At 68.2% G+C, this 11,802-nt stretch carries 11 protein-coding genes; 10 read left to right on the top strand and 1 reads right to left on the bottom strand.

The features are described from left to right. Positions 1-34: 34 nt before the first annotated feature. The 3 genes from EJP67_RS17770 (at position 35) to EJP67_RS17780 (ending at position 2,757) form a co-directional block, all read left to right on the top strand. A complete protein-coding gene (locus tag EJP67_RS17770; RefSeq protein ID WP_126023038.1) occupies positions 35-1,291 on the top strand; it encodes a lipoprotein-releasing ABC transporter permease subunit in 1,257 nt (418 codons plus the stop codon). Next, entirely contained in the window at positions 1,284-2,045 is a 762-nt protein-coding gene (lolD, locus tag EJP67_RS17775; RefSeq protein WP_240650695.1) for a lipoprotein-releasing ABC transporter ATP-binding protein LolD, read from the top strand. The genes EJP67_RS17770 and lolD overlap by 8 nt, the downstream gene beginning before the upstream one ends. 97 nt (positions 2,046-2,142) lie before the next feature. After that, positions 2,143-2,757, top strand: coding sequence for an ATP-dependent Clp protease proteolytic subunit (locus EJP67_RS17780; protein ID WP_395320503.1), 615 nt, complete (start codon positions 2,143-2,145; stop codon positions 2,755-2,757). A gap of 146 nt (positions 2,758-2,903) precedes the next feature. Here the strand turns inward: EJP67_RS17780 and EJP67_RS17785 are convergent, their stop codons facing one another. Then, a complete protein-coding gene (locus EJP67_RS17785) occupies positions 2,904-3,293 on the bottom strand; it encodes a RidA family protein (RefSeq protein WP_126023039.1) in 390 nt (129 codons plus the stop codon). Between the two features lie 201 nt (positions 3,294-3,494). Here EJP67_RS17785 and EJP67_RS17790 point away from each other — a divergent pair, with 201 nt between their 5' ends. The 7 genes from EJP67_RS17790 (at position 3,495) to EJP67_RS17820 (ending at position 11,795) form a co-directional block, all read left to right on the top strand. Beyond that, positions 3,495-5,069 (top strand): ABC transporter substrate-binding protein, encoded by a 1,575-nt coding sequence (locus EJP67_RS17790; protein ID WP_126023040.1) that lies wholly within the window; start codon positions 3,495-3,497, stop codon positions 5,067-5,069. Between the two features lie 20 nt (positions 5,070-5,089). Then, entirely contained in the window at positions 5,090-6,349 is a 1,260-nt protein-coding gene (locus EJP67_RS17795; RefSeq protein WP_126023041.1) for a lactonase family protein, read from the top strand. Next, complete coding sequence (locus EJP67_RS17800) at positions 6,349-7,302, top strand: ABC transporter permease (RefSeq protein WP_126023042.1); 954 nt, start codon at positions 6,349-6,351, stop codon at positions 7,300-7,302. Before EJP67_RS17795 ends, EJP67_RS17800 begins: the two co-directional genes overlap by 1 nt. Before the next feature lie 177 nt (positions 7,303-7,479). After that, entirely contained in the window at positions 7,480-8,319 is an 840-nt protein-coding gene (locus tag EJP67_RS17805; RefSeq protein ID WP_093196271.1) for an ABC transporter permease, read from the top strand. Continuing rightward, complete coding sequence (locus EJP67_RS17810; protein ID WP_126023043.1) at positions 8,319-9,365, top strand: ABC transporter ATP-binding protein; 1,047 nt, start codon at positions 8,319-8,321, stop codon at positions 9,363-9,365. Before EJP67_RS17805 ends, EJP67_RS17810 begins: the two co-directional genes overlap by 1 nt. 154 nt (positions 9,366-9,519) lie before the next feature. Continuing rightward, the gene (locus tag EJP67_RS17815) at positions 9,520-10,497 is read left to right on the top strand and encodes an ABC transporter ATP-binding protein (RefSeq protein ID WP_126023044.1); all 978 of its coding nucleotides are present in this window, start codon (positions 9,520-9,522) and stop codon (positions 10,495-10,497) included. Beyond that, complete coding sequence (locus EJP67_RS17820) at positions 10,494-11,795, top strand: amino acid deaminase (protein ID WP_126023045.1); 1,302 nt, start codon at positions 10,494-10,496, stop codon at positions 11,793-11,795. The genes EJP67_RS17815 and EJP67_RS17820 overlap by 4 nt, the downstream gene beginning before the upstream one ends. Positions 11,796-11,802 lie beyond the last annotated feature (7 nt).

Below are 11,802 nucleotides of genomic sequence, written 5' to 3' on the forward strand. Positions count from 1 at the left end.
CCAGGCTTGCCCGGAATGCCACAATCCCGCCCCTATGCGACTTCCTTACGAACTGCAGCTCGGCTGGCGCTACACGCGCGCAGGACGGGCGACGCGGCGCAACGGCTTCATCTCCTTCATCTCCGGTGTCTCGATGCTCGGCATCGCGCTGGGCGTGGCGGCGCTGATCATTGTGCTCAGTGTGATGAACGGCTTCCAGAAGGAAGTGCGCGACCGCATGCTCGGCGTGGTGTCGCACATCGAGATCTTCTCGCGCGACGGCCAGGCGCTGCAGAGCCTCGACCAGATCATGGCGGCGGCGCGCAAGCACCCCGAGGTGGTCGGCGCGGCGCCCTTCATCAACACGCAGGCGCTCATCGCGCGCGGCGAGGACATGAAGGGCACGCTGGTGCGCGGCATCGATCCGAAGCTCGAACCGGAGGTCACCGACATCAACGGCATCGCCTCCAAGGGCACCTTCGGCAAGCTCGTGCCGGGCCAGTTCGGCATCGTGCTCGGCGCGGAGCTGGCACGTTCGCTCTTCGTGCAGCCGGGCGACCAGGTCACGCTGGTGGCGCCGGGCGGGCAGGTCACGCCGGCGGGCGTGGTGCCCAGGCTCAAGCAGTTCACCGTGGTCGGCACCTTCGACTCGGGCCACTACGAATACGACTCCGCGCTGGCCATGGTGCACGAGCAGGACGCCGCCAAGGTGTTCCGCCTCGAAGGCCCGACCGGCATCCGCCTGAAGCTCAAGAACCTCAACGAGGCGCGCGACGTGGCCGACCAGCTCGCCGTGACGCTGCCGGGCGAGTTCCTCATCCGCGACTGGACGCGCCAGAACAAGACCTGGTTCGCGGCCGTGCAGGTCGAGAAACGCATGATGTTCATCATCCTCACGCTGATCGTGGCGGTGGCGGCCTTCAACCTGGTGTCCACGCTCGTCATGACGGTGACCGACAAGCGCGCCGACATCGCCATCCTGCGCACGCTGGGCAGCTCGCCGCGCAGCATCATGGGCATCTTCGTGGTGCAGGGCGCGATGGTGGGCGTGATCGGCACCGTGGCCGGCCTGCTGCTGGGCCTGGGCATCGCCTACAACATCGACGTGATCGTGCCCTTCCTGGAGCAGCTCTTCCATGCGAGCTTCCTGCCGAAGGACATCTACCTGATCAGCAAGATGCCCAGCGATCCGCAGCAAAGCGACATCGTGCCCATCGCGATCATTTCCCTGGTGCTGGCCTTCGTCGCCACGCTGTATCCGAGCTGGCGCGCCAGCCGCGTGAACCCTGCCGAAGCCCTGCGCTATGAGTGAATTGACCCCCACGCTCGGCACTGTCGTGTCCTCGCTGCCCCCCGAGGGGGCCGCCATTGGCTTGGGGCGGCCCGGCGCCAATGGTGTTGTTTTGAAAGCCCGTGGACTGACCAAGCGGTTCCACGAGGGCAGGCTCGACCTGACCGTGCTGCACGGCATCGACCTCGACGTGCACGCCGGGGAGACGCTGGCCATCGTCGGCGCCTCCGGCTCCGGCAAGAGTACGCTGCTGCACCTGATGGGCGGGCTCGACGAGCCCACCACCGGCAAGGTCGAGCTGCTGGGCAAGGACATCGCGCACGCCGACCCCGCGGAGCAGGGCCGTTTGCGCAACCGGCACCTGGGCTTCGTCTACCAGTTCCACCACCTGCTGCCCGAATTCAGCGCGCTCGACAACGTGGCCATGCCGCTGAAGATCCGCCGCGTGGAGAAGCAGGCCGCCGCGCAGTCGGCCGCGAAGATCCTGGAGAGCGTGGGCCTGGGCCAGCGCCTGCACCACCGCCCGGCCGAACTCTCGGGCGGCGAGCGCCAGCGCGTGGCGATCGCGCGCGCGCTGGTCACGCAGCCGGCCTGCGTGCTCGCCGACGAGCCCACCGGCAACCTCGACCGCAGCACGGCCGACACGGTCTTCGAACTGATGCTCGACCTCGCGCACAGGCACGGCACCGCCTTCGTGATGGTCACGCATGACCAGGACCTGGCGAAGCGTTGCGACCGGGTGCTGCAGCTGGTGGCGGGGCGGCTGGCGGGGTGATTCGGGCCGGCCTGGCACGGCCGGCGCAATGTCGCGAAACTGGGGGGCGCCTGTCCGTCAGGACGGGCCGAAGTCCAAAACCACAGGAGCCCGTTTCATGCTGCCCATGTTCTCAATGGAATCCGACGACGACACCAAGCCCGCGGCCACCGCCGAGCCGCGCAATTCGTATCTGGAAGAGAAAGCGTTCAAGTCGCGCACGCTGCTGATCTTCGGCGCGATCACCGATTCGGTGGCCGCCGACGTCACGCGCCGGCTCATCGCCCTGGATGCCGACAGCGCAGAGAAGCCCATCGACATCCTCGTGAGCTCGCCCGGCGGGCACCTGGAGTCGGGTGACGCCATCCACGACATCGTGCGCTTCATCAGCGCGCCGGTGAACATGATCGGCACCGGCTGGGTGGGCAGCGCGGCCACCCACCTGTTCCTGGCGGCGCCGCGCGAGCGCCGCGTGTGCCTGCCGAACACCCGCTTCCTGATCCACCAGCCCAGCGGCGGCGCGGGCGGCCAGGCGACCGACATCGCCATCCAGGCGCAGGAAATCATCAAGGCCCGCCAGCGCATCGCGCACGAGATCGCACGCGAGACTGGCAAGCCCATCGACGTGGTGCTTGCCGACATCGAGCGCGACCGCTGGCTGTCGGCCGAGGAGGCCGTGGAGTACGGGCTGGTCTCGCGGATCATCCAGCGCAAGACCGAGCTGCACGGCTGAGGGGGGCGGGTAGCCGAACGCAGAGGTCGCGAAGGTTCCGCGAAGGTCGCAGAAGAAAACCGATGAAGGTTTCTTCTGCGACTTCTGCGTAGCTTTTGTCTTCCTTCTGCGTTTGGCTGTCCGATCCCGCTTTCTTGGGCCTTCGCTCAGGCCTTGGGCTTGTAAGCCACCACGTCGATCTCCACCCGCGCATCGATCATCAGCCGTGCCTCGGTGGTCGAGCGGGCCGGCTTGTTCTCACCGAAATAGCTCATGTAGATGCGGTTGAAGGCACCAAAGTCGCGCGCGTCCTGCAGCCAGCAGGTGCTTTTGCAGACGTCGTCGAAGGTGGCGCCGGCCAGGGCGAGCACGGACTTGATGTTCTCCATCACCTGGCGCGTCTGCGCCTCGATGCCACCCACCACGAGTTCGCCGTTCTTGTCGACCGGTACCTGGCCCGAGACATAGATGAAGTCGCCGGCGCGCACGGCCGGGGAGAAGGGGCGGACCTGACGGTCGGAGGCAAGGGGCGGGGCGCCGAGGTATTCGAGGGGCATGGGAACTCCTGAGTGATGACGGGAAAAGAGAAACGGAAAGGGCGAAAACGATCCGCGAGTATCCATCCGATTTGAAAATCTATTTCAAAATAACCCCTGAACAAGGGTTAACACGGATGATTAGGCATGAATACTGCTTCAAAGTCCGGGCCGAAGAGAAAATTTCTTTCACAATCCGCCCGCCCCAAGAAGGAGTTCCCCATGCCCCACGTCGGTCTTGTCCAGCGCCTGCCCATGCTGTCGAAGCGCAGCCTGCTGGGCGCCTCCCTGCTCGCGGTGCTGTGCGCCGCGCTGCCCCACCAGAGCGCCCACGCCCAGGGGCCGCGCAACTTCGCCACGCTGGCGATGGTGGCGGAGCCGCAGACGCTCGACCCGATGGCCTCGACCGCCGACCTGGTCGGAACCATCATGCAGCACGTGTACGAGACGCTCTACACCTTCGACGCCAAGTGGAACGTGGTGCCGATGCTGGCCGAGGGCATGCCGAAGATCTCGGCCGACGGCAAGACCTACGCCATCGCCCTGCGCAAGGGCGTGATGCTGCACAACGGCCGCGAACTCACGGCCGACGACGTGGTGGCGAGCCTGCAGCGCTGGATGGACCAGTCGCCGCGCGGCAAGGCCGTGGGCAAGGAAATCGACAGCCTCAAGGCCAAGGGCCCGCTGGCGGTCGAAGTGGTGCTGAAGGAACCCTACGCGCCGCTGCTCTCGCAGCTCGCGCTGCCCAGCGGCATGGCGGCCATCATGGCCAAGGATTCCATCGCCTCGCCGCTGAAGGACTTCGTCGGCACAGGCCCCTACAAGTTCAAGGAGCGCCGCCCCGACCAGTTCGTGCTGCTCACGCGCTTCGACAAATACAGCGCGCGCAAGGAAGCCGCCAGCGGCTACGGCGGCAAGCGCGAGGCGGCCATCGAGGAACTGCGCTTCGTGCCCGTGCCCAACGCCAGCACCCGCGTCGAGGGCGCGCTGGCCGGCCAGTACGACTTTGCCGACCTGCTGCCTGTGGAGGCGCTGCCGCGGCTGGAGAAATCGGGCGGCAAGACCGTGCCGATCATGACGCCCTCGTTCGGCTTCCCGTACCTCGTGCTCAACACCAAGGAAGGCGTGGCCGCCAGCCAGCCGGTGCGCCAGGCGATCCAGACCGCGCTGGGCGAAGGCGAGATGCTCGCCGCCGGCTTCGGCGACACGCGTTTCTTCACCGCCGAGCCCAACCACTTCCCGAAGGGCTCGCCCTTCTATTCGACCGCGGGCGCCGACCAGTACAACCAGCGCAACGCCGCCAAGGCCAAGGAAGCCGCCGCCAAGGCCGGCTACAAGGGCGAGCCGATCCGCGTGCTCACCAGCCGCCAGTACGACTTCCACTACAACATGGCGCTGCTGATGGCCGAGCAGCTCAAGCGCGCCGGCTTCAAGGTCGACCTCAACGTGGTCGACTGGGCCACGCTGGTGCAGCGCCGCAACGACGCCAAGCTGTGGGACATCTACGTCACCCACTCGGGCCAGTTCCCCGAGCCCATGCTCTCGCCGCCGCAGCTCGGCGACGGCGCGCCCGGCTGGTGGGAAACGCCTGCCAAGAAGTCGGCGCTGCAGGCCTTCAACGTCGAGAGCGACCCGGCCAAGCGCGGCGCGCTGTGGGGCAAGGTGCAGCAGGTGGTGTACGACGAGGTGCCGTACATCAACGTCGGCAAGTTCAACGGCCTCTCGGCAAGGAGTCCGGCGCTGGACAACTACCAGCCCGCGACCTGGCCGTTCTTCTGGAACGCGAAGATCAAGTAAGAAGGCGGAGACACACAGCCATGCCGTCGCGTCGCCAACTCCTGCAGGCCAGCGCACTGGCCTCCGGCCTCGGGGCCCTGGGGCTTACCGCCTCCACGGCTCAGGCCGCCACCTCCGGCCCGGTCTACGCCTACGTCGGCACCTACAGCGACGGCGGCAAGCCGTGGCGCGGCGGGCGCGGGCAGGGCGTGCACCAGTTCGTGCTCGACAGCACCACCGGCGCGCTCAAGCCGATTCCCGGCGCGCCGGCCGCCGTGGCCAGCACGGGCGAGGGCGCGAAGCTGCGCAACCCCGCCTCGCTCGCGCGCCATCCGAAGCTGCCCGTGCTGTACGCGGCCAACGAGTTCGAGGCCGGCTCGGTCTCGGCCTTCCGAATCGGCGCCGACGGCGCTCTGAGCTTCGTGTCCGAGACGCCCTGCGGCGGCAAGGATCCGGCCTACATCAGCGTGCACCCCGACGGCCGCTTTCTGTTCACCGCCAACTACGCGAGCGGCGATGTCAGCGTGCTCGCGCTGCGCGCCGACGGCACGCCCGACCCGGCAGTTGCCGCCGTCGTCTACAAGGACGTGGATGCCTGCGGCGCGGGCACGCCCTGCAAGCCCGGCGCCGACGTGGTGCCGGCTGCCGCGCGTTCGCACGAAGGCTTCGCCACCAGCGACCACGACGGCCCGCACGCGCACATGGTGCATGCCGACCCGAAGGGCAACTTCGTGCTGGTGGCCGACCTGGGGCTCGACCGCGTCATCTCCTACCGCTTCGATCGCATCACCGGCGTGCTGAGCCAGCCCAGCACGGTGGCCGTGTCGGAAAGCTCGGGCGCCCGCCACTTCGTGTTCCATCCGAACGGCAAGTGGTTCTACCTGGTGAACGAGGAGGCATCCACCATCGCCTTCATGCGCTACGACAACGCCACCGGCGTACTCACGCTGGTGAGCGAGAACTCGGCGCTGCCCAAGGGCTTCAAGGGCACCAGCTACGCCTCGGGCATCCGCATGCTGCCCGACGGCCAGCACTTCGTGTCGCTCAACCGCCTGCACGACTCGATCTCCATCTTCAAGGTCGACGCCCGCACCGGCGCGCCCACGCTGGTGCGCGAGGAATGGTCGCGCGGCAACTACCCGCGCAGCTGCACGCTCGACCCGAGCGGGCGCTTCCTCTACGTGTGCCACAACAAGCAGGGCGACAACGTGACCGTCTTCCGCGTGCAGGGCGGCGACGTTCGCTTCACCGGCCAGTACGTCGCGGTCGGTTCCGCCGCCGCCATCGAGTTTTCCGCGTGATGAAGAAATCGCTTTTCCGCTACATCGCCTCCCGCGCCGCGGGCATGCTGATCGTGCTCGCCATCGTGGCGGTGCTGGTCTTCGTGCTCACGCGCGCCGCTTCGGGCGACCCGGTCTCGGTGCTGCTGGGCGACCAGGCCACCGCGGCCGACATCGCCCGCGTGCAGAAGGAGTACGGCCTCGACAAGCCGCTGCCCGTGCAGTTCGGCTACTGGCTGCGCGAGGTGCTGCAGGGCAACCTCGGCCAGTCCATCTTCCTGCAGCGCCCCGTGACGCAGGCGCTGTGGGAGCGCTCCGAACCCACCACGCTGCTCGCGCTGATGGCGGTGGCCATCGCGGCGCTGATCGGCGTGCCCTGCGGCATCGTCTCCGCCGTGTTCCGGGGGCGCGTGGTCGACCAGCTCTTCACCGGCATCGCGATGCTGGGCGCGAGCATTCCGAGCTTCTGGCTGGGCATCGTGCTGATCCAGATCTTCGCCGTCTCGTTCGGCTGGTTCCCGGTGTCGGGCTACGGTGCGCCTGATGCGCCGTTCGCGGAACGGTTGCACTCGCTGGTGCTGCCTGCCACGGTGCTGGGCCTGCTGAACTCGGCGCTCATCATCCGCTTTACCCGCGCCTCGATGCTCGACGTGCTGGGCGAGGACTACGTGCGCACCGCACGCTCCAAGGGTTTGAGCGAGCGCACGGTGGTGCTCAAGCACGCCCTGCGCAACGCGCTGGTGCCCATCGTCACGGTGATCGGCCTGACGGTCGCGCTGATGATCGGCGGCGCCGTCATCACCGAAACCGTGTTCGGCCTGCCCGGCGTGGGCAACCTCGTGGTCAGCGCGGTGCTGCGGCGCGACTATCCGGTGATCCAGGGGGCGCTGCTCGTCATCGCGGCGATCTACGTGCTCATCAATTTCTCGATCGATCTGCTGTATGCCGTGGTCGATCCGCGCGTGAAGGTGTGATGCAAATGCAAAGCCGAACAGCCGAACGCAGAAGTCGCGAAGGTTTCGCAGAAGTCGCAGAAGAGAAAACCAAAAGATGTCTTCTGTCTTTTCTGCGACCTTTGCGTAGCTTTTGTCTTTCTTCTGCGTTCGGCTGTCCGATCCCGTCTTTCTTCCTGCAGTACTGAAGAGCCCCCAATGCAAATGCCCCGAATGCTCCGCCAGCTGATGCACAGACGCATCGTGATGGTGTCCGCGCTGGTGCTGCTGGTGATCGCGGTGCTCGCGATCGGCGCGCCGCTGTTCGCCTCCATCGACCCCAACGACACGGCCGTGCTGGAGCGCCTGAAGGCGCCCAGCGCCGAGCACCTGCTCGGCACCGACGAGCTCGGCCGCGATCTCTATTCGCGCATCGTGCACGGCGCGCGCTACTCGCTGGCCATTGCCGCGCTCACCGCGCTGGGCGCCGTGATCGCCGGCACCGTGCTGGGCCTGATGGCGGGCTTCTTCCGCCGGCTCGACGCGCCGCTGATGCGCGTGGTCGACGCGATGATGTCCTTCCCCGACATCCTGCTGGCCATCGCGCTGGTGGCCATCCTCGGACCCTCGCTGGTCAACACCGTGCTCGCGCTGGTGCTGGTCTACACGCCGCGCGTGGCGCGGGTGGTGCGGGCCTCGACGCTGGTGGTGCGCGAGCTGCTCTTCGTGGAGGCCGTGCGCGCCCTGGGCGTGCGCACCTCGCGCATCCTGTGGCGGCACATATTGCCGAACCTGATGTCGCCGATCCTGGTGCAGGTGTCGTTCATCTTCGCCTATGCCATCCTGGCCGAGGCGGGGCTGTCGTTCCTGGGCGTGGGCGTGCCGCCCGAGATCCCGACCTGGGGCACCATGGTCGCGGGCAGCCAGCAGTACGCCCACCAGGCCTTCTGGGTGGTGCTGTTCCCGGGGCTCGCGATCATCTTCACCGCGCTGTCGCTGCAACTGCTGGGCGACGGCGTGCGCGACCTGCTCGATCCCAAGCTGAAGAAAGGCGCGTGATGACGACGACCGCCAACAACAACCAGACCCCACGCCTCACGGTCAGCAACCTGAGCACCAGCTTCCCCACCGAGGACGGCCTCGTGCGTTCGGTCGCCGACGTGAGCTTCTCGATCCAGCCCGGCAAGACGACGGCGCTGGTGGGCGAGTCGGGCTCGGGCAAGTCGGTCACCAGCCTCACGCTGATGCGCCTGTTGCCCAAGACGGCCAACGCGCAGGTCAGCGGCAGCGCTTCCTTCGTGACGCGCGAGGGCAAGGCGCTCGACCTGCTGCAGATCGGCGAGCGCGAGATGCGTTCGCTGCGCGGCAACCAGCTGTCGATGATCTTCCAGGAGCCGATGACCAGCCTGAACCCGGTGTTCACCATCGGCGAGCAGATCGCGGAGAGCGTGCGCCTGCACAAGGGACTCGACCGCAAGGCGGCGCTGGCGCACGCGCAGCGCATGCTGGAGCTGGTGGAGATCCCGGCGGCCGCGCAGCGCATCCACGAGTATCCACACCAGCTTTCGGGCGGCATGCGCCAGCGCGCGATGATTGCGCTGGCCATGGCCTGCGACCCGACACTGCTGATCGCCGACGAGCCCACCACCGCGCTCGACGTGACCATCCAGGCGCAGATCCTCGAGCTCATGCGCCGGCTGCAGGCCGAGACGGGCATGAGCATCCTGTTCATCACGCACAACCTCGGCGTGGTCGCGCACCATGCCGACGACGTGGTCGTGATGTATTCGGGCCGCGTGGTCGAGAGCGCGCCGGTGCGGCCGCTGTTCGCGCAGCCCGAGCACCCGTACACGCAGGGCCTGCTGGCCTGCCTGCCGGGCAAGGCGCGCCAGCCCGGCCAGCCCAAGCCCAAGCGGCTCTTCGCCATTCGCGGCCAGGTGTCGAGCCCGCTGGCGCCGCCGCCGGGGTGCGCCTTCGAGCCGCGTTGCGACCTCGCGCTCGCCGAATGCAGCGCCGCGATGCCGCCGCTGCTGGACATCCGGCAGGGGCGGCAGGCGCGATGTGTTCGTGTGCAGCCTGAAGCGGCGCTGGCGAGGGCCGCATGACAAACGCGCTGTTCCTGTCTTGCTCCCTCCCCCTCTGGAGGAGGGCCGGGGTGGGGGCACGCGGCCTTTCCACCGCCGCGACAGTCTCCACCGCTTCGAGCCCCCACCCCAACCCTCCCCCAGAGGGGGAGGGAGCCAATGCCCAAAGTCCACGATGACCACCGCACCTCCCCTCATCGAAGTCCGCGCCCTCAAGAAATACTTCGGCAGCAGCGACCGCCCGGTACGCGCCGTCGACGACGTCTCCTTCGCGATCCAGCCCGGCGAGACGCTGGGCCTTGTCGGCGAATCGGGCTCGGGCAAGAGCACCATCGGCCGCACCGTGTTGCGCCTGCTCGAGCGAACCAGCGGCCAGGTGTTCTACCGGGGCGATGACATCGGCGAGCTCTCGGCCGAGCGCATGCGCCGGCTGCGCAGCAAGCTGCAGATCATCTTCCAGGACCCGTACGCCAGCCTGAACCCGAAGATGCGCATCAGCGCGATCCTCGGCGAGGCGCTGTCCACGCACGGCCTGCACAAGGGTGCGGCGGCGCGCGACAGGCGCATCGCCGAACTGCTCGAAACCGTGGGCCTGCGCGCCGAGCATGCCAACCGCTTCCCGCACGAGTTCTCGGGCGGGCAGCGCCAGCGCATCGGCGTGGCGCGGGCGCTGGCCGTGGAGCCCGAATTCATCGTGGCCGACGAGCCGCTGTCGGCGCTCGACGTGTCGATCCAGTCGCAGGTCATCAACCTGCTGGCCGACCTGCGCGAGCGGCTCGGACTGACGATGCTCTTCATCTCGCACGACCTCGACGTGGTGGAGTACCTGTGCGACCGCGTGGTGGTGCTCTACCTCGGCAAGGTGATGGAAGTCGCCACCACCGAGGAACTGTTCGCGCGCCCCTCGCACCCCTACACCCGCGCACTGCTGGCCGCGAGCCCCAAACCCGACCCGGAGATGACGACCGAGCGCATTGCACTGAAGGGCGACATCCCGAGTCCCATCGCGCCGCCCTCGGGCTGCGTGTTCCGCACGCGCTGCCCGCACGCCATCGATGCCTGCGCTCGGACGGTGCCGCCGCTGGAGGAGATTTCGGCGGGACACTACAGCGCCTGCATCCGCAAAGAACTGCCATCAAACATTGCCGCATGACCATGACCGCCGCCAACGACTTCACCGACCCGCTGCTGGGCAGCAACTTCAAGGGCTATCCGCGCACCGCCGCGCCGCGCCGCCGCAGCGAGATCGGCGCCGCCGGCTGGAACGTGCTGGCCGGCGACCTGCCGCTGCCGCTGGCCGTGCTCAAGCGCGAGGCGCTGGAGCACAACCTGGCGTGGATGCAGTCGCGCGTGCGCGAGTGGGGCATCGACCTCGCGCCGCACGGCAAGACCACCATGTCGCCGCAGCTTTTCCGGCGCCAGCTCGACGCCGGCGCCTGGGGCTTGACCTTCGCCACCGTCACGCAGCTGGCCGTGGGCGTGGCGGCCGGCGCGCGCCGCACGCTCATCGCCAACCAGGTGGTGAGCGACGAGGACCTGGCCGGCATCCAGATGCTGCTGAGCGAGCATGCCGACCTGCGCATCGTGTTCCTGGTCGATTCGCTGGCGCAGCTGGCGCTCATCGAAGACTGGTCGAAGCGCCATCCCGAGAGCGTGCCCTTCGACGTGATGATCGAGATCGGCGTGGACGGCGCGCGCACCGGCTGCCGCACGCACGAGGAAGCCGTGGCACTGGCCGCGCGGCTGCGCGCCAGCGAGGCCGTGCGGCTGGTGGGCATCGAGTGCTACGAAGGGCAGGGCGCCACCGGCCAGAGCGAGCCCGACACGGCCTATGCCAAGGCGCTGATGGACCGCGTGGAAGCCGTGGCGCGCCACTGCGACGAGAACAGTCTCTTCGAGACCGACGAGGTGCTGGTCTCGGCCGGCGGCTCGGCCATCTTCGACCTGGTGGCCGGCCGGCTCAAGCCCGCGCTGGGCGCGCCGGTGCGCGGCCTGCTGCGCTCGGGCTGCTACGTGACGCACGACCACGGCTTCTACAAGCGCATGGTGAGCGCGGTGGACGAGCGCCTGGGTTGCGGTTGCGGAGAAAGCCTGGTGCCGGCGATGGAAGTCTGGGCCACGGTGCAGTCGCGCCCGGAGGCCGGCCTGGCGATCCTGGCCGTGGGCAAGCGCGACATCTCCTTCGACCTCTCGCTGCCCGTGCCCATCGCACGCGCGGCGCGCGGCGCGCTGCAGCCGCAGGGCGTGCCCGCCGGCTGGAAGATCACCGCGCTGAACGACCAGCACGCCTACCTGCGCTGGGACGCGAACGAGGAAGCCGAGGCGCCCAAGGTCGGCGACCGCGTGGGCCTTGGCATCTCGCACCCCTGCACCACGTTCGACAAGTGGCACTGGATGCCGGTTGTCGAGCAGGACTACCGCGTGAGCGACGCGGTGGCCATGCACTTCTGATCGCATC

The sequence above is a fragment of the Variovorax guangxiensis genome (genome assembly GCF_003952165.1).
Classification (GTDB): domain Bacteria; phylum Pseudomonadota; class Gammaproteobacteria; order Burkholderiales; family Burkholderiaceae_C; genus Variovorax; species Variovorax guangxiensis.

Bases quoted from the DNA above. Each gene is read 5' to 3' on its own strand.
- EJP67_RS17770 (WP_126023038.1), top strand. From the start codon at position 35: ATGCGACTTCCTTACGAACTGCAGCTCGGCTGGCGCTACACGCGCGCA.
- lolD (WP_240650695.1), top strand. From the start codon at position 1,284: ATGAGTGAATTGACCCCCACGCTCGGCACTGTCGTGTCCTCGCTGCCC.
- EJP67_RS17780 (WP_395320503.1), top strand. From the start codon at position 2,143: ATGCTGCCCATGTTCTCAATGGAATCCGACGACGACACCAAGCCCGCG.
- EJP67_RS17785 (WP_126023039.1), bottom strand. From the start codon at position 3,293: ATGCCCCTCGAATACCTCGGCGCCCCGCCCCTTGCCTCCGACCGTCAG.
- EJP67_RS17790 (WP_126023040.1), top strand. From the start codon at position 3,495: ATGCCCCACGTCGGTCTTGTCCAGCGCCTGCCCATGCTGTCGAAGCGC.
- EJP67_RS17795 (WP_126023041.1), top strand. From the start codon at position 5,090: ATGCCGTCGCGTCGCCAACTCCTGCAGGCCAGCGCACTGGCCTCCGGC.
- EJP67_RS17800 (WP_126023042.1), top strand. From the start codon at position 6,349: ATGAAGAAATCGCTTTTCCGCTACATCGCCTCCCGCGCCGCGGGCATG.
- EJP67_RS17805 (WP_093196271.1), top strand. From the start codon at position 7,480: ATGCAAATGCCCCGAATGCTCCGCCAGCTGATGCACAGACGCATCGTG.
- EJP67_RS17810 (WP_126023043.1), top strand. From the start codon at position 8,319: ATGACGACGACCGCCAACAACAACCAGACCCCACGCCTCACGGTCAGC.
- EJP67_RS17815 (WP_126023044.1), top strand. From the start codon at position 9,520: ATGACCACCGCACCTCCCCTCATCGAAGTCCGCGCCCTCAAGAAATAC.
- EJP67_RS17820 (WP_126023045.1), top strand. From the start codon at position 10,494: ATGACCATGACCGCCGCCAACGACTTCACCGACCCGCTGCTGGGCAGC.